This is a genomic window from Streptomyces sp. NPDC047453 (assembly GCF_040643155.1).
Taxonomy (GTDB): Bacteria; Actinomycetota; Actinomycetes; order Streptomycetales; family Streptomycetaceae; genus Streptomyces.
The window spans coordinates 212,758-228,736 of record NZ_JBEYTS010000003.1; the positions used below are offsets into that span (position 1 = coordinate 212,758).

Consider the following 15,979-nt stretch of genomic DNA (forward strand, 5'->3'; position numbering starts at 1 on the left):
ACTGGGCGGTGCGGCACGAGGTCGACAGGGCCTTCCGGGCGGCGTCCCTGGAACGCACCGTCACGTTCGAGGTGAACGACCTGCTCGCGGCCGCCGATCTCGTCCGGCACGGCCTCGGTGTGTGCGTCATGCCCCCGTCGCTCGCGGCCCGGTTCCCGGAACTCCCGGTCCGTCCCTTCGCCGCGCACGCGCCGGGCTGGACCGTCGGAGTCGTCCATCCGCGCGGCGACCTGTGTCCCGCGGTCGCCGCGTTCCTGCGCCACGTCAGACCGCGCCGTGCACCCGATGGGTGAGGTGGAGACCGGTGTGCGGCGCGGGTGCGCGCCGGATGGCGAGGATGGCGGCGTCGTCGCCGAGAGCCCCGTCGGTGTGGGCGAGAAGATCCTGTTCCACGCGCTGCACCAGTGTCCTCGGACCGCACTTGGCCCACTGGACGACCCGTTCCCGCAGCGGGTAGAAGATCTGGCTGCGGTCGCGGGCCTCCACCACACCGTCGGTGTAGAGGAGCAGCGTGTCACCGGGGTGGAACGAGAAGGCATGCGTGTCGTAGGCGTCCGGCCGCAGTCCCGCCATGCCCAGCGGAGGCGCCGGGCGTGTGCTCGTCACGGAGACGACGTGACCCTGCCGGATCAGGAAGGGCGGCGGGTGCCCGCAGTGGACGACACGGGCCACCGGGCTGTGCTCGGGGATCTCCAGCAGCAGTGCGGTGATGAAGTGCTCCTGGGCCTCCCCGTCCGCTTCCGGGAATTCGGCGAGGTAGCGGCAGACGCTGCGGTCCAGGGCCTCCGCGAGGGCGGGCAGCGTGGCGTGGTGGTGTGCGGCCTCCCGGAACGAGCCGAGCAACGTGGCCGCCTCCCCGATCGCGGCGAGTCCCTTGCCCCGCACATCGCCGACGATCACCCGTGTACGGTCCCCGGTGCGCGTCACCGCGTACAGGTCGCCGCCGATGCACGCCTCCTTCTCCGCCGCCAGGTACGAGGAGGCGATGTGCAGGTCGCCGAGGTGCTCGGGCAGCGGGCGCAGCAGGGCTCTCTGGGCGGCCTCGGAGACGGACCGCACCTGGGCCAGTTCCGCCTTGCTCCGGTCCCGGACGAAACACACGACCATGCAGAAGACCGAGAGGATCGCGAGCGCGCTGAGCTGCGAGATGTGGTTGGGGGCGCTCAGTCCGCCGTGGAGCACGGCGATGATCACCTGCGCTCCCAGTGCCAGGGCCCCGATCAGTCCGGTCAGCAGGTATCCGCCGAAGGAGGTGGTGATGGCGGGGGCCACCACGAGCAGTGGGCCGAGGTGGACGGATTCCGGCGTGTGGAGGTCCGCCAGGGTGATCGCGACGATCAGCACCAGCGGAATCGCCACCAGTGCGTGCCGCGACTGCCACGGCTGCCGCAGCCGGTGGAGGCGCTGCCGGATGTGCATGGTTCCAATGTGCCCCAGCCACGCGAAACCTGGCCCGGCGATCTCCCGTTCAGCGGGCGGGCCCGAGGCGTGACGGCGCGTTCACCCGTGGCGCCCGGCCGCGCCGACCATGGCGGCCGGGTCGACGACGCGGTCGAATTCCTCGGCGGTGACGTAGCCGGAGGCCAGTGCGGCCTCGCGCAGGGTGGTGCCCTCGTCGTCGGCTCTGTGGGCGATGGCCGAGGCCTTGTCGTAGCCGATGACCGGTGAGAGCGCGGTGACAAGCATCAGTGACCGGTCGACGTACCTGTCGATCTGGTCGCGGTTGAGGCGCGTGCCCTCGATGCAGTACTGGCGCAGCTTGGTGCAGGCGTCGGCGAGGATGGTGGCCGCGTGCAGGAAGTTGTTGATGATGACCGGGCGCATGGCGTTGAGCTCGAAGTTGCCCTGCGAGCCGGCGAAGGCGACGGCGGTGTCCTCGGCCAGCACCTGGATGCAGACCATGACCATCGCCTCGCACTGGGTCGGATTGACCTTGCCCGGCATGATCGAGGAGCCCGGCTCGTTCGCCGGGAGGCTCAGTTCGGCCAGGCCGCAGCGGGGTCCGGAGGCCAGCCAGCGGATATCGTTGGCGATCTTCATCAGCGGCACGGCCAGCGCCCTCAGCCCGGCCGAGGCGCCGACCATGGCGTCCAGGCCGCCCTGGGCCGCGAACTTGTTCTCGGCGGTGGTGAACGGGAGGCCGGTCGCGGAGGCGATCTCGGCGGCGACCCGCTCGCCGAATCCGGGCGGGGCGTTGAGCCCGGTCCCGACCGCGGTGCCGCCCATGGCCAGCTCGTACAGTCCCTCCGCGGATCCGGTGACCCGGCGGGCCGCCTGCTCGAGCTGGTGGGCGTAGCCGGACCACTCCTGTCCGGCGGTGAGCGGCACGGCGTCCTCCAGATGGGTGCGGCCGGTCTTGACCACGTCCTGCCACTGCTCCGCCTTGGCCTCGATCGCCCGCTGGAGTTCCCGCACGCTGGGCAGCAGGCGCTCGCGGACGACCTCGACCGCGGCGATGTGCATGGCGGTGGGGAAGGTGTCGTTGGAGGACTGCCCCATGTTGACGTGGTCGTTGGGGTGGACGGGTGTCTTGCTGCCCAGTTCGCCGCCGACGAGCTGGATGGCGCGGTTGCTGATCACCTCGTTGGTGTTCATGTTGGACTGCGTCCCGGACCCGGTCTGCCACACGTACAGCGGGAAGTGGTCGTCGAGTTCGCCGGCGATGACCTCGTCCGCCACCTTCTCGATCAGGCCCGCCTTCCAGGCCGGCAGTCGTCCGGCCCGCCCGTTGACGATCGCGGCGGCCTTCTTGACGTGGCCGTAGGCGTGGTAGACGGCCTTGGGCATCCGGTCGTCCCCGATGGAGAAGTGGATCAGCGAGCGCTGGGTCTGCGCGCCCCAGTACCGGTCGGCCGGGACGTCGACGGCGCCCATCGAGTCGGTCTCGCGCCGCGTGCCGGTCGCGTGCAGTCCGACGGGTAGATCGCGGATCTTCGGGACGCGGTCGTCCCGGGCATCGCCGTCCGGGGTCGCGCCGGGGCCGGGCGGCATCATGAATCCGCTCCGCCCGCGTAGACGGGCTGCCACATGGCCTGGCGGACCGCCCGGTCGGGATCGGCGGGTTCGCGGGCGGCGACGCCTTCGCCGACGGCCGCGCGGACCACGGCTGCCGCGGTGAGCGCCGACGACTCGCGCAGGTTCTCCACGGGCGGGAGCAGCGAGGCTCCCGGCGTGGAGACGTCGACCTGGTCGGCCACCGCCTGCGCGGCCGCGAGCAGCATGCCGGCGGTCACGTGCGAAGCGCGGGAGACGATCGTGCCCAGACCCAGGCCGGGATACAGCAGCGCGTTGTTGGCCTGGGCGATCCGGTAGGTCACTCCCCCGTGGTCCACGGGCGCGGTGGGGATGCCGACGGCGACCAGGGCCTTGCCGTTGGACCAGGCGATGACGTCGGCGGGCATGGCCTCGATGCGCGACGTGGGGTTGGAGATCGGGAAGATGATCGGCCGCTCGGTGCCTGCGGCCATGGCCTCGACGACCTCGCGGGTGAACGCCCCGTGCACGGTGGAGGTGCCCAGCAGGATGGTCGGTTCGACCCGGCGCACGGTCTCCACCAGGGAGATCGCGCCGCCGTCACCCGCCCAGCCGACGACCTCCGCAGGATCGCGCGCGTACGGCTGCTGGTAGTCGCGCAGATCGGCCATGTCACGGGTGAGCAGGCCCTGCTTGTCGATCAGCCACACCTGTGCGGTGGCCTGCTCGCGGCTCGCGCCGTCACGGATCATGGCGTCGCGCAACTGGTCGGCGATACCGACACCGGCGGTGCCGGCGCCGAAGACCACGAGCCTCTGCTCACGCATCGGCACACCGCTGACCTTGACGGCCGACAGCGCCGCGGCCAGGGTGATCGCCCCGGTGCCCTGCATGTCGTCGTTGAAGATCCGGTAGGTGCCGCCGTAGGTCTCCAGGATCCGCCGGGCGTTGCTGGGGCCGAAGTCCTCGAAGTGCAGCAGCGCGCCGGGGAACATCGACGACGCGATCCGCAGGTACCTCTCGATGAACGCGTCGTAGCCGGCGCCGCGCACCCGGTGGTGCCGGTTGCCCAGGTACAGCGGGTCCTCCAGCAGGGACGCGCGGTCCGTGCCCACGTCCAGCGACACGGGGATGACGCGGCGCGGGTCGATGCCGGCGGCCGCCGTGTACACGGCCAGCTTGCCGACCGAGATCTGGATCCCGCCCACACCCCAGTCGCCGATGCCCAGGATCTCCTCGGCGTCCGTGCACACGATCAGGTCCACGTCCTCGGGCCCGAGCCGAAGCGTGGCGAAGGCCTTCTCGATGTCCTCCGGGCGGTCGACGGACAGGAAGACACCCCGGGGGCGGCGGTACTCGTGGGAGTACTTCTCGATCGCCTCGCCGACCGTGGGGTCGTACACGATCGGCAACAGATCCACCAGGTGATCGGTGAGCACCCGGTAGTACAGGGTCTCGTTGCGGTCGTGGAGCTGCTCGAGGAACACGTTCTTGGCCAGGTCGCCGCCCTGGGCCTGCAATTGGTCGTAGGCGCGCCGCGACTGCTGCTCGAGTGTCAGCACCCCCGACGGCAGCCGCCCGGTCAGGCCCAGCTCGTCCCGCTCCGCCTCCGTGAACGCCACCCCGTGGTTCAGCAGCGGATCCGCCAGGGCGCTCGGAGGGCCGGAGGTCCGCACGGTGCTCTTGGTCATGATGCTTTCCCCATGTGCGTAACGATGCGCGCGCGAGGGACCCCGCACCAGGACAGCCGCCCGCCGCTTACCTCCACCGTGCGCACACGGCTGCCACCGGCGCTCGTCGATCTTGAGCGGGTCTCCCCTGCGGATGCCCGTTGGACACGCCAAGTCGGCTGCGCAGCGGACGAGTTCACGCGCCGGCCGGGCTCGGAGTCCGCTCGTTCTCCTGCTCCTCGGCGGCGGGGGTCCTCTTCGCCGTCACCGTCCGGGGGATGGCCAGGGCACACAGTGCGCCGACGAGCACCACGGCGACGCCGATCCAGATCGCCGGGCGCATGCCGTCGACGAAGTCCTGGGGGCCGCGGGGGCTGCCGTAGTGGACGAAGACGCTGCTCAGTACCGCGGTGCCGAGGGCGCCCCCGATCTCGCGGACGGTGTTGTTGGCGCCGGAGGCCTTGCCCCGGTGGTGCGCGTCCACCGAGCCGAGTACGACCGCCGCGGTCGGCGCGAAGACCAGGCCCATCCCCGTGCCCGCGATGATCATGGCGCCGACCACGTGCGAGTAGGGGGTGTCGGCGGTGGCGACCAGGTCGATCCAGGCCAGTCCGACGCCCTGGAGGAGCAGACCGAGGGCCATGAGCCGGCCGCCGCCCACCTTGTCGGTCAGGGCGCCCGCCACCGGTGCGACGAACATCGGCATCAGAGTCCAGGCCAGGGCCAGTACCCCGGCCTCCAGCGGGGTGCGCACGGGTGCGATCTCGAAGAACTGGGCGAGCAGGAAGATCGAGCCGAAGACGCCGAAGTACATGGCCGCGGAGACGATGTTGGAGAACACGAAGGCGCGGTCGCGGTAGAAGGACAGCGGCAGCAGCGGGTGTTCGGCGCGCCGCTCCCACAGCACGAACAGGGCCAGGAGCACCGCGCCGCCGATGAAGGCCGACAGAATCGTGGCCGAACTCCACCCCTCCGTATCGCCGTTGACGATCCCCCAGACGATCGCGACCAGTCCGGCGGTGGCGAGCAGCATGCCGAGCAGGTCCAGCCGGGTTCGGGGCAGGGAGCTCTCGCCCGCACTGCTCGCCATGGGCCGCCTCGCCCAGGAGGACAAGTCCGGGCGCCTGTTCCGGGCGGCCGCGGCCGGCCAGGAGGAGCACTCGGGGCCGGAACAGGGCGATCGGAAGAAGACGGCTCCGGAGGAGAAGAAGGGCGGCGCGGAGTCCGACTGACGGGCGTCGGCCGAGTCCGCTCAGGAGTTGGACTCTGCCCGGCCTGCGGACGAGGCGACCCTTGCCGATGGGACGGCGAAGAAGACCAGCGCCGCGAGGACCGCCACGGTCGCCGCGAGCGCCACAGCGCCGGGGAGGGACCAGTGCGCGGCCGGTCCGGCAACCGCCGCCCCCACGGCGAATCCGGTGATCTTGAAGCTGGCGCCGGTGGTGAAGATCTGGCCGCGGAGACGCTCTGGGGCCTCCCGGTGGCGGACCGCGAACAAGGCGGCCAGTTGGGGTCCTTCACCAGCCCCGAGGATGAGGACGGCCACGATGAGCACGGCCGGTCGACCCGACGTGCACAGGGCCAACCCGGCGGCCTGGACAAGGGCACTGGCCCAGATGACGGTGTCGGGGGCGACCGAGCGCGGAAACCGGGCGAGGACCGCGTTGGCCACCAGGGCGGAGATCGCAGCGCAGGAGAGCAGCACCGCGCCCCGGCCGGCCCCGCCCAGGGCACGTTCGCCCAGGAGCGGGACGCAGGCCGTCAGCATCCCCTGGGCGACACAGGTGACGATCGAGGTGAGGGTCGCTCGGGCCAGCGGCGGCCTTCCGGCGATGACCCGCGTTCCGGCGGCGAGGTCGCCGATCACCGAGGTGGCCCGAGCGTCCCGCGCCCGACCGTGGCGGGCGGGCAGCAGCCACGCTGCGGGCAGTGCCGAGACGATGAGCGCCGCGGAGACCACCACCGCCGACGGGGCTCCCAGCGCCTCCGCCCCGACGCCGGCGAGTGCCGGACCTGCCAGGCTCGCCGCGCTGAACGTCATGGCGTCGAGCGCGTTCGCCCGGGGCAGGCGGCCGCCCGGCACCACCCGAGGAAGTTGGGCCGTCCAACCGCCCGACAGGGCCGGCCCGAGCAGCCCCGTCACCACGGCGATCAGGACGGTGACGGCGAATGGCAACCGGCCGAGCCCCACGAGGATCAGGCCCAGGCCCGCCGCGTAAAGGACGAGGGCTCCGGCCACCAGGCGGCCCGGCCGTACGGCCCTGTCGAGGAGCACCCCGAGCACCGGCCCTCCTGCCGCGGCGGAGATCGTGACGCCCGCGAGCAGCGACGACGCGTCGGTGGTCGACCCGGCGAGGGCGAATCCCGCCAGCATCAGCGCCGGTCCCGACATCTCGTCCCCGGCACGGGCCGCCACCGCTCCGGCGAGATAGGAACCCATCGAGTAACGCTTCTTCACCGACATGACGTTACGGAGGTAACTCAAAACTTGGCAATATGCGTTACATTGCGCGGGTGTCCCCCACTCTCGACGCCCCCTGCACGCCCGACACCCCCGACGACTGGTCCACCCGGCACTCCGTTCTGACCACGGCTCGTCGAACCGCCGCCCTGATCAACGCTCTCGCCGACGACTCCCCCGACCCGGCCGACGTCGCCGACGTGCTCCGCGCATACGGTGAGGCGGAGCCCGTCGACCTCACCGCCGGGGATGTCAGCGGGATGCGCGTGGCTGCCGACCTGCTGCGGGAGGTCTTCGCCGCCGAGCACGCCGACGGCGCCGCCGCCGTCCTCAACCGCCTCCTGCGGGAACACACCGGACCGCTCCGCCTGACCTCGCACGGCGGCAGCACCCCCTGGCACCCCCACCTCGACCACGACGACAACGCACCCTGGGACGAGTGGCTCCTTGCCTCTTCCTGCATGGCCCTGGCCGTCCTGCTCTGGGACCGTCAGCGCCCGCCCGGCAGGGTCTGCGCCTCCCCCAGCTGCCGGAACGTCTTCATCACCCAGGGCAGCGGCCCCGAACGCCGCTACTGCTCCCGGCGGTGCGCGACCCGCGAACGGGTCGCGGCCCACCGACGCTCCCGCTCCGTGGAGCGGCCGCGCGACTGAGCGGGGCCTGCCGCGGCGCGTCCGTCGCCGGGACCGTCGTGAACGGCAGCACGAGCCGGGAGGAGCGCGCGGTGTCGCGGTGGGCCTTGTGGGTGACGGGGCGGCCCACCGGCAGGTGGAAGGTGTCCGGCGGCAGCAGCGCGTCGCGCGCGTCGGCCATGGTGGCCGGCCACATGTGCGCGACTGGGTGCCGGCCAGTTCCGCCCTGGTCAGCGGCCTGATGGCGAGGAATCCGGCGGACGGGAAGATCATCTGGTGGAGCCCGCAGGCGCGGCGGCTGTTCGCTCAGCGCAGCTGATCTCCCAGTCCCCGATCGGGCTGGCGGTCCTGGACACCGACCTGCGGTACATCGTGGTCAATCCGGCCCTGGAGCGCATACCCGCCCGGGACCATGTCGGCCGGACCGTCCGTCCGGTCCTCACCTTCCTGAACGTGGACCCCGTCGAGTCCGCCATGCGGCAGGTTCTGACCACTCCTTGAATCCAGCCTCTTCGCTTTCCTCGCCACCGACTTGAGGCCTCCGGCCGTCCCGTTGCACGGGGGACGGCCGGAGGCCTTTCGTGCCGTGCGCGCCTTCATTCGAGCCGCACGGCCGTCTCGGCTGTCGTAGTCCATCGTCAGGCAGGAGCTCGGGAGCCGGTGTCCTGCCGCCGGTAGGCGCCCGGACTGACGCCGAACTCGCGCTTGAAGGCACGGTTGAAGGCGAACTCGGAGCGGTACCCCACTCGTTCGGCGACGGTTTGGAGCGGCGCGTCGTCGTCGCGGAGGATCCGTCCGGCCGTGGTCATCCGCCACCAGGTCAGGTACGTCATCGGCGGGCGCCCGACGAGTTCGGTGAAGCGCCGGGAGAACGCGGCCCGGGACATGCCGGCCCGCCGGCTCAGCCGATCGACGGTCCAGGCCGTCGCGGGCTCGACATGCATGTGCTGGAGCGCGGAACCGACGGCCGGGTCGGCGAGTGCCGCGGCCCAGCCGCCGGAGCTGCGCGGGGCGTGGTCCTGGTACCAGGTCCGCAGGATGTAGAGCAGCATGGCGTCGAGCAGCGCGGGAATCGCCGCGTCGGTGCCGGGTCTGCGCTGATCGAGCTCGTCCCCGAGCAGGTCGACGACGGCGTTGAGCGCCTCGCGCCGCCCCACCCTCCGCGGAAGGTGGATGACGGCGGGGAGCTCGGCGAGCAACGGATGGGCGCCGGCCCGGTCGAGCTGGTACGAGCCGCACATCAGGACGGTGAGCTCGTCGGCGGCACCGACGGGGTCGGACGCCGGCATCCAGGAGTCGTCCATCTCCCGTGCCACGTCGACGAGTTCGCTGTCGGGCGAGTCGGCGATGGCGATCTCCTGGCCGTGCGGAACCAGTACGACGTCCCCCGCACCCAGCGGCACCGGATCGCGGCCCGCGAACATCAGCCAGCACCGCCCCTGCAGGACTACGTGGAAGCCGGTCCCGCGGGCGGCCGGGAACCGCAGCCCCCAGGGCGCCGTCCGGCGGGTGCGGGCCGCGTGCGGCCGCCCGGTACGGATGGTGGCGATCGCATCGCTGACTACATCCACGAACCGATCGTACACAGCTCCCTCACCATGAAGACGAACGGACAAATTCCAGGCTCTCTCAGTCATAGGCCGTCCACCATGATCTTCATAGGCTGCAAGCAGGCAAGGCCCAGTCCGACCGGCACGAAGGAAACCCATGTCAGCCGAAACGGCGGCAGCAAGCCCACCGTCTGCCCCATCGAGACCAACAGCAACACGAGCAGGAGAACAGATATGACAACCGCCGCGACCGCTCGCCCGATCATCCAGCGCTACTTCGAGCTCGCCCCCTCGCGGGACACCGAGGAGTACTTCGCCCTGTTCGCGGACGACGCCCTCGTCGAGGACGAAGGCAAGGAGTACAGGGGCATCGAGTCCATTCGAGCGTGGCGCACCGAGGTCCCCCTCGTCGTGTACACGATCACCAGCATCGAACCAGTCGGCGAAAACGTGATCGTGACCTGCACGGTCACCGGGGATTTCCCGGGCAGCCCCTTCGCCGGCCTGAAGTTCCACTTCGAACAGTTCGATGCGGACCAGGTGAAGGTTCTGCGGATCCGGACCTGACATGACAGACCGCGGTGACGACCCCCACCCGGCCCGCTGCACGCCGTGGTGGAGCGCACCGTCAGCGTTAGGGAGGACAGTCCTGTCGTGGCAGGTCCAGAGCGGGGAAGACGTATGGCATGGGCAAGGGCGAGGACGACAAAGCGCGGCTGGGCCGTCTGACGTTGCTGGCGGACGCCGAGGCGGCACTGGCCAGCACGCTGGACCTGCTGGACGGACTGCGGCGAGCATGCCGCGTGCTGACCGGGCGGCTGGGCGACTGGTGCGTGGTCGACCTGCTCGACGAATGCGGTCGGCTGGAGCGGGCCGTCGTCGTCCACCGCACGCCCGAGGCCCTGATTCCGGGTGGCTACGAAGGACTGCTTCCGCCGGTGCCCGAGGATGCGGAGGGGCCGCTGCCGCGGGTGCTGCGCGGGGCGGGTCCGCTGCTGATCGCCGACATGTGCCCGCCGAGCCGGGCGGTGAACCCGCTGCACGCGCGGCAGCTGGAACTGTTCGAGCAGCTGGGCGCGCACAGCGCCGTCATCACCCCGCTACGGGCGCGGCGGGAGGTCCTCGGCGCCCTGACCGTGTCGCGCACCGACCCCGACCACCCGTTCACCGAGGACGATCTCCCCCTCATCGAGGACCTGGTCCGCGGCCTGGCGGTGCAAGTGGACAACGCGCGGCTGTACCAGCAGACCCAGCGCATCGCCGAGCGGTTCCAGCGCGCCCTGCTGCCCGAGCTGCCGCAGGTCCGCAACCTACAGATCGCCGCCCGCTACGCCTCCGCGCAGGCCGTCGCGCAGGTCGGCGGTGACTGGTACGACGCCTTCGTCCTGCCGCAGGGAAGCACCGCCCTGGTCATCGGCGACGTCACCGGCCACGACCTGCAAGCGGCCATCGACATGAGCGCCCTGCGCAACATGCTGCGCGGTATCGCCGTGGACCGCCAAGAGCCCCCCGGCGACGTCCTGCGCCGCCTGGACATCGCCAGCCACACACTGCAGCACGAGACGACCGCCACGTGCATCTACGCCCTCGTCAGGGACCCCCCTGAGATGAGCGGCCCCTGGGGCCTGCATCACTCCTGCGCCGGGCACCTGCCACCGCTGCTGACCACCGCCGAGGGCGACACCCGCTATCTGGAGACGGGCGCGGGACTGCTGATCGGCCTCGACCCCGGGCACCAGCGCCCGACCGCCATCGACGAGCTGCCGCCGTACTCGACCGTGCTGCTCTACACCGACGGGCTGATCGAGCGCCGCGCCGAATCCCTCGACCGCGGGTTCGCCCGGCTGCGCCAGCACACCGCCGCACTGGCCCGCGAACCCCTGGACGTCTTCTGCGACGAGCTGCTCGGCGGACTGGCCGCCGACTGCACCGACGACGCCGCCCTGCTCGCCGTGCGCCCCGCCCCGGCCCACACCTGACCGAGACGACGCCCCGGACCGGACCGGCATCCCGGGCGTGCCACATCCAGCGCGGGCACGCCTCGCCGCGAAGGCCGACGCCTGGCCGCGGGCCATCAGTTCAGTCGGCAGAGGCTCCTACGGGACGCTCGGCCCGGACGTCGCGGACGCCGAGACGCAGGTCGTCGTACAGGGCGTCACCGACGTCCGTGCCGCTCTGCTCCCGCAGTACAAGGTGGGCACGGTACGGGAGACGGAACAGGCCGGCCGGAAGGTGCTGATGGTCGGCGACGGCGTCAACGACGCCGCGACCTGCGCCGAGCACTCCACGAGACAGCGACCGCGCATGGCGGTGCGTCAGGCGGTCTCGTCGCCCTTGGCCCTTTCGCGCCCCCATTTCCAGGCGACTCGCTGCCGCATGGGTGAGCGGGCGTCAGAGATCACCTCGAAGGCCTAGTCGATCACCGACCCGCCGAGCATCCAACGAGGATTGACGCGCCGTCAGCATCCGGAAAGCCGGACGTGCGGGCGCCCGGGGTCCCCCGTTCGGCTCCACAGCACCACCCCCTCCCAATGGCCCGAAATGACAGCCCGTGAGGCTTTCATTACGTTCATTCACATGCCGACTGCCAAAGCCGGCCACTTTGAGACAGGAGCAGAAGCGACATGATCAAGACCCGTTCCAGCGCCGTCACCGCGGCCGTCGCCGCCGCAGCAGCGCTCGTCGCGACCGGCATCACCTACGCCACGGCCGCCCCCGCACCCGAGGCGGCCCCGGCCGTCGTCCAGCAGGCGCCCGCTCCGGCCCAGGCGCCGATGGGCGGCGAGGGCGGACAGGGCAAGGGCAACGAGGGCGGCGGCCGCGGTGGCGAAGGCGGCGAAGGCGGCGAAGGCGGCGAGCGCGGCGAGGGCTTCAAGGGCAAGCGCCACCACGAGATCGGCCGGATCTTCATCAACGAGCGGTCGTTCTCCGCCCACCCCGACGGCTGCATCACCGTGGTGAGCGGCCTGGGCTCCAAGAGCTTCAACATCCGCAACGACAGCAAGCGGACCGTCGAGTTCTTCCGCGGGGCGACCTGCGACAACGGCGCCCCCGTCGCCACCGTCGGCCCTCACAGCGAAGCCAACGGCGTCAAGGTGCACCACACCAGGGGCGTCCACGTCAAGGACGGAGTGGTGGGCAGCTTCCGGGTGGTCAAGCGCCACCACGGTGAAGACTTCGACTTCTAAACCCAACCGCACCATGCGAACCCCGTAGAACCCCGGCCCGCCGTAATCGGGCCGGGGTTCCGGTCTCGGACCACCACGAAATCCGGGGTGGCCGCTGGAACATCCCTGCCGGCGCTGCCCGCCGGCACGCAAGCCGGACCCCGCGTCCGCGGCATGATCCGCCGGGCAGGCCTGGTCTCACCCGTGCCGAAGCTCCGCCAGCAACCGGCGCGTCGCTGAGGAAGGGCTCGCGCTGACCTCCTCCAGCGCGCGTCCGCATCGCCGGTAGTGGGTGATGACCTCGTCATACTGCCCGAGCGCCCCCGCGATCCGCATGAGCAGCCGCCACATCGACTCCCGGTAGGGATCGCCCTCCAGGGCCTGCTCGGCCAGGGCGAGCGCTGTCTGCGGTGTGTCGAGCCGCCAGGCGAGTTCCGCCGCGTCGGTGGTGACGTCGAGGACGAGCCGGGCCAGTTCCGCCCGCCGTTTCTCCGCCCACGCCGACGTGGCACGCGGCAGGTACGGTCCGTGCGCGGCCATGGCCAGCGCGGACGTGAGACGGGTCAGGCGCTGCTCGCCCCCGGTTTCGGCCGCGGTGGCGACCCAGCCGGTGAACTCCTCGGTGTACGTGGTGACCTGGGCCGCACCGGCCAGCGAGATCATGCCGTCCTCCAGCCGCAGCGCGTCCTCGTCGGGCAGGACGAGACGCAGATGGTGGACGGCCTGGCGGAGGTAGGCGCGCGCGGAGTTGTCGGACCGGCTGTCGAAGAGTGCGTCGAGCGCGGCCGTCCGGGTCACTGTGCGCTCGGGCGCGGCAAGCAGCAGGCCCATCAGCTCGTACGACTTGGCGATACGCGGTCGGCGCAGCTCGCCGTCGACGAGGAGGCGGGTGGGCCCGAGGTCGTGGAACTCCACCACGGCGGACGTCCGCTCGGCAGTTGGCAGCGGCTCCCGTACCTTCGCGAGCTGGGGTCGTGCGGACGTGGACAGGAGGGGGCGGCCGAGACTGTGCCAGGAGGAGTCGGTGTCGGTGAGCCCGTCCAGGCGGCGGGAGAGCACGCCGGGGAACGCGCGAAGCGCGCCGAGCAGGGCGTGCCGGGTGCCCAGACGGTAGGCCGTGGCGAGCGCCAGGTCGGCGGCGCGGTCGGCCGCGTCGGGATCGCCCGCCCGCCACTCGGCCTCCGCCAGGTACACCGCGGCGGCGCACAGCTCCAGGATCCGGTCGGCCTCGTGCATCGAGGCGACCGCCCGGCGCAGCCGGAGGAGGGCCTCCGCGTCGTCGGCGGGCGTGCCGCAACCGAGCAGGGCGAAACCGTAGAGTGCGTCGAGTTGTTCACCGGTGGACTGGTAGCTGCGCGCGTAGGGAAGGGCCTCCAGGTCGTCCAGGACCCGGCGGGCCCGGTGTGGGTTGCGGCACAGCCGTAGTTCGAGCTTCGCCTCGGCGAGCATCGAGAACATGTCCCATACCAGGCTGCCGTTGCGCCGGGCGATTTCGCGGCCCTCGGTGAGGAAGGCGCGGGCCCGCTCCTCCTGGCCCAGTTCGGCGGACAGCTCGACGCCGACGACCGCGCTCAGCCCGGCCGTCACCACACCGCGTTCGACGGCGGCGCGCAGCAGCCGGTCGGCCTCGTCGAGACGGCCCAGCGCCCGCAGTGCGGCGATCCGCCAGGGGCCGGACACCACGCCCGCCCAGCGGCTGTCGGTGCTGGCCAGGACGTCGTTCAGGCGGCCGCGCCAGTAGTGGGCGCGGGCGATCAGGCCCTCGGCGGGCACACCGACCGCGCTCGGCGGGGTCCGGCCGCGGTCCCGGGAGTCCACCAGGCTCGCGAGGTAGTGCACGGCCTCGATGTCGTCGCCGGGCGGGGCGAGCCGCAACAACCGTTCCAGGTCGTCGACGCGGCACGCGTGGTAGTACGACCACGCCATCATCGCGGCGGCCCGGGTGGACCGGGAGGCGATCGCGTCGCGCTCGCCGAGCTGGTGCAGCTGGTCGGCGATGCGCACCCCGCGCCGGTAGTCCTCGCGGCCCACGGCCAGCATCAGTTCGGCTGTGGTCAGCGGGGAGCTGCTCGCGGAGTCCGCGTAGGCGAGCTGATCCAGCCAGCGCTCGGCGACCTCGTGGTCGCCGCGCTCGATGACGTCCTCGATCGCCTCGACGGCGTGCGGCAACGCCGCCGCGGTGTCGCCGAGGCTGATGAAGGCCTCGGCGGCCTCCTCGTGCCGGCCTTCCGCGCCGAGGAGTTCGGCCGCGGTGAGCCGGGCGGTACGGGCGCGGACGGCGCCGTACTCGTCGAGCTGCTGCACCAGGCAGTCGCGGAAGCACAGGTGCAGCCGCATCGCGGCCGGGCGGGCCTCCCAGACGGCGGGCAGTTGGTGGGCGCGCAGGGCGGTGAGGGTGCGGGCCGCGTCGGGGAAGCCCAGGGCCTCGGCGCGCGGCACGGTCACCACGTCCAGCACCGATGTGCCGATGAGGAAATCCCGCTGATCCTCCGTCAACCCCCCCAGGAGCTGTTGCGATATGTACGCGGACAGCGGCTCCGTGTCGTGTGACGGCCAGGCGTCGTCGTCCGCAGCCGGCGTCTCGGCGAGGAAGCACACGCCCGTCACCCAGCCTCGGGTCACCCGCAGCAGCTGCTCCACATCGCGGGACGGGCCCGGCAGCCCCGCGATGACCTGGTCGGCCTCGGCGCGGGTGAGGGCGAGGTCGGCCTCGCCGATCACGGCGAGCGGCGCGCCCGGCCCCGTACGCGGTACCGGTGCCTGACCGAGGCGCACAGCACGCCGGCTGACCAGGAGGAACCGCAGACCCTCGGGTGCGTACCGGATCAGGCCGTCGAGGACGGCGAGGGCGGCGGGCGAGCCGCCGAGCCGCTCCACCTCGTCGAGGACGAGCACCAGTTCGACATCGGCGGCGCCGTTCGCAACGGAGTCGGTGGCGCCGTTTTCGGTACCGTTCTGCCAGGAGTCCGGGGTTCCCTTCACCAAGGCCGCCTGGTCCGTCGCCTCGGCCAGCAGCCCCGCGGTCTCCGCGTGCGGAATGCCCGCCGCCAGGGCCGAGGCGACCGTCCCCGCGACCTCCGGAACGGCCGAGGCCAGCGCCGCCTCCAGATACGTCAGCAGGCGGCCGGACGCGCAATCGGTGTCGTCGAGGGACAGCCAGGCGACGCGCCGGCCGGTCGCCGCGAGGTACTGGCGCACAGCCGTCGTCTTTCCGGAACCCGCCGTTCCGAGGATCTGCACCGTCTGGTGCCGGTGCAGCGCGTCGTCGAGCAGGGCGGTGAGACGGGGGCGGGCGACTGCGCGGTCGGGAAGGGGAGGCAATTGGATCTTGCGCCGGATGAGATGGACGTTCTCCCGGGTCATCCGTACCGCCTTCGCCTTGTCGTGCCGTCCGCTCCGACGGCTCAGTGCGGTCCGGCGTGGCGGAAATACAGGTGCTGAATGACGCAATCTACGTGGTCAGTGGCCGAAATGGCATCCCCCTCCGAGGACGGGCACCTGTCCCGGGCGCGGGGAAACGGGGTCC

General features: G+C 71.8%; 14 protein-coding genes and 1 pseudogene. 8 read left to right on the top strand and 7 right to left on the bottom strand.

Annotated features, from left to right (window positions below; all coding sequences use genetic code 11):
- Positions 1–8: 8 nt before the first annotated feature.
- A complete protein-coding gene (locus ABZ818_RS05235) occupies positions 9–293 on the top strand; it encodes a LysR substrate-binding domain-containing protein (protein ID WP_361411033.1) in 285 nt (94 codons plus the stop codon).
- On the opposite strand, the gene ABZ818_RS05240 is transcribed toward ABZ818_RS05235, so the two are convergent.
- The 4 genes from ABZ818_RS05240 to ABZ818_RS05255 all read right to left on the bottom strand — a co-directional run bounded on the left by ABZ818_RS05240 (position 265) and on the right by ABZ818_RS05255 (position 5,733).
- Positions 265–1,419 carry a PP2C family protein-serine/threonine phosphatase gene (locus tag ABZ818_RS05240; RefSeq protein WP_361411036.1) on the bottom strand — a complete coding sequence of 385 codons (1,155 nt, stop codon included), beginning with the start codon at positions 1,417–1,419 and terminating at the stop codon, positions 265–267. The two genes, ABZ818_RS05235 and ABZ818_RS05240, sit on opposite strands and share 29 nt — an antisense overlap.
- Positions 1,420–1,500: 81 nt before the next feature.
- Positions 1,501–2,994 carry a class II fumarate hydratase gene (gene fumC / locus ABZ818_RS05245; RefSeq protein ID WP_361411039.1) on the bottom strand — a complete coding sequence of 498 codons (1,494 nt, stop codon included), beginning with the start codon at positions 2,992–2,994 and terminating at the stop codon, positions 1,501–1,503.
- Entirely contained in the window at positions 2,991–4,664 is a 1,674-nt protein-coding gene (locus tag ABZ818_RS05250; RefSeq protein ID WP_361411042.1) for an NAD-dependent malic enzyme, read from the bottom strand. Before ABZ818_RS05250 ends, fumC begins: the two co-directional genes overlap by 4 nt.
- A 175-nt stretch (positions 4,665–4,839) precedes the next feature.
- Positions 4,840–5,733 (bottom strand): MFS transporter, encoded by an 894-nt coding sequence (locus ABZ818_RS05255; RefSeq protein ID WP_361411045.1) that lies wholly within the window; start codon positions 5,731–5,733, stop codon positions 4,840–4,842.
- Here ABZ818_RS05255 and ABZ818_RS05260 point away from each other — a divergent pair.
- Positions 5,732–5,875, top strand: coding sequence for a hypothetical protein (locus ABZ818_RS05260; protein ID WP_361411048.1), 144 nt, complete (start codon positions 5,732–5,734; stop codon positions 5,873–5,875). The two genes, ABZ818_RS05255 and ABZ818_RS05260, sit on opposite strands and share 2 nt — an antisense overlap.
- Positions 5,876–5,895: 20 nt before the next feature.
- On the opposite strand, the gene ABZ818_RS05265 is transcribed toward ABZ818_RS05260, so the two are convergent.
- Positions 5,896–7,107: an MFS transporter gene (locus ABZ818_RS05265; RefSeq protein WP_361411051.1), complete on the bottom strand. Its 1,212-nt coding sequence runs from the start codon at positions 7,105–7,107 to the stop codon at positions 5,896–5,898.
- A 32-nt stretch (positions 7,108–7,139) separates the two neighbouring features.
- Here ABZ818_RS05265 and ABZ818_RS05270 point away from each other — a divergent pair, with 32 nt between their 5' ends.
- A complete protein-coding gene (locus ABZ818_RS05270) occupies positions 7,140–7,757 on the top strand; it encodes a CGNR zinc finger domain-containing protein (RefSeq protein ID WP_361411055.1) in 618 nt (205 codons plus the stop codon).
- 285 nt (positions 7,758–8,042) lie between these two features.
- A pseudogene (locus tag ABZ818_RS05275) lies at positions 8,043–8,231 on the top strand (PAS domain-containing protein); the annotation flags it as partial.
- A 143-nt stretch (positions 8,232–8,374) separates the two neighbouring features.
- Here the strand turns inward: ABZ818_RS05275 and ABZ818_RS05280 are convergent.
- The gene (locus tag ABZ818_RS05280) at positions 8,375–9,307 is read right to left on the bottom strand and encodes an AraC family transcriptional regulator (RefSeq protein WP_361411058.1); all 933 of its coding nucleotides are present in this window, start codon (positions 9,305–9,307) and stop codon (positions 8,375–8,377) included.
- Between the two features lie 27 nt (positions 9,308–9,334).
- On the opposite strand from ABZ818_RS05280, the gene ABZ818_RS05285 reads away from it, so the two are divergent.
- The 4 genes from ABZ818_RS05285 to ABZ818_RS05300 all read left to right on the top strand — a co-directional run bounded on the left by ABZ818_RS05285 (position 9,335) and on the right by ABZ818_RS05300 (position 12,474).
- Entirely contained in the window at positions 9,335–9,853 is a 519-nt protein-coding gene (locus ABZ818_RS05285; RefSeq protein WP_361411061.1) for a nuclear transport factor 2 family protein, read from the top strand.
- 119 nt (positions 9,854–9,972) lie between these two features.
- Positions 9,973–11,265: a GAF domain-containing SpoIIE family protein phosphatase gene (locus ABZ818_RS05290; protein WP_361411064.1), complete on the top strand. Its 1,293-nt coding sequence runs from the start codon at positions 9,973–9,975 to the stop codon at positions 11,263–11,265.
- 37 nt (positions 11,266–11,302) lie between these two features.
- Positions 11,303–11,701: a hypothetical protein gene (locus ABZ818_RS05295; RefSeq protein WP_361411200.1), complete on the top strand. Its 399-nt coding sequence runs from the start codon at positions 11,303–11,305 to the stop codon at positions 11,699–11,701.
- Between the two features lie 209 nt (positions 11,702–11,910).
- The gene (locus tag ABZ818_RS05300; RefSeq protein ID WP_361411067.1) at positions 11,911–12,474 is read left to right on the top strand and encodes a hypothetical protein; all 564 of its coding nucleotides are present in this window, start codon (positions 11,911–11,913) and stop codon (positions 12,472–12,474) included.
- 177 nt (positions 12,475–12,651) lie between these two features.
- On the opposite strand, the gene ABZ818_RS05305 is transcribed toward ABZ818_RS05300, so the two are convergent.
- On the bottom strand, positions 12,652–15,816 hold the full coding sequence (locus ABZ818_RS05305; protein ID WP_361411070.1) for a BTAD domain-containing putative transcriptional regulator: 3,165 nt from the start codon (positions 15,814–15,816) through the stop codon (positions 12,652–12,654).
- Positions 15,817–15,979: the final 163 nt, after the last annotated feature.

Coding starts and splice junctions, on each gene's coding strand:
- ABZ818_RS05260 (WP_361411048.1), top strand. CDS start 5,732: ATGGGCCGCCTCGCCCAGGAGGACAAGTCCGGGCGCCTGTTCCGGGCG.
- fumC (WP_361411039.1), bottom strand. CDS start 2,994: ATGATGCCGCCCGGCCCCGGCGCGACCCCGGACGGCGATGCCCGGGAC.
- ABZ818_RS05285 (WP_361411061.1), top strand. CDS start 9,335: ATGAAGACGAACGGACAAATTCCAGGCTCTCTCAGTCATAGGCCGTCC.
- ABZ818_RS05250 (WP_361411042.1), bottom strand. CDS start 4,664: ATGACCAAGAGCACCGTGCGGACCTCCGGCCCTCCGAGCGCCCTGGCG.
- ABZ818_RS05290 (WP_361411064.1), top strand. CDS start 9,973: ATGGGCAAGGGCGAGGACGACAAAGCGCGGCTGGGCCGTCTGACGTTG.
- ABZ818_RS05305 (WP_361411070.1), bottom strand. CDS start 15,816: ATGACCCGGGAGAACGTCCATCTCATCCGGCGCAAGATCCAATTGCCT.
- ABZ818_RS05300 (WP_361411067.1), top strand. CDS start 11,911: ATGATCAAGACCCGTTCCAGCGCCGTCACCGCGGCCGTCGCCGCCGCA.
- ABZ818_RS05255 (WP_361411045.1), bottom strand. CDS start 5,733: ATGGCGAGCAGTGCGGGCGAGAGCTCCCTGCCCCGAACCCGGCTGGAC.
- ABZ818_RS05265 (WP_361411051.1), bottom strand. CDS start 7,107: ATGTCGGTGAAGAAGCGTTACTCGATGGGTTCCTATCTCGCCGGAGCG.
- ABZ818_RS05270 (WP_361411055.1), top strand. CDS start 7,140: ATGCGTTACATTGCGCGGGTGTCCCCCACTCTCGACGCCCCCTGCACG.
- ABZ818_RS05240 (WP_361411036.1), bottom strand. CDS start 1,419: ATGCACATCCGGCAGCGCCTCCACCGGCTGCGGCAGCCGTGGCAGTCG.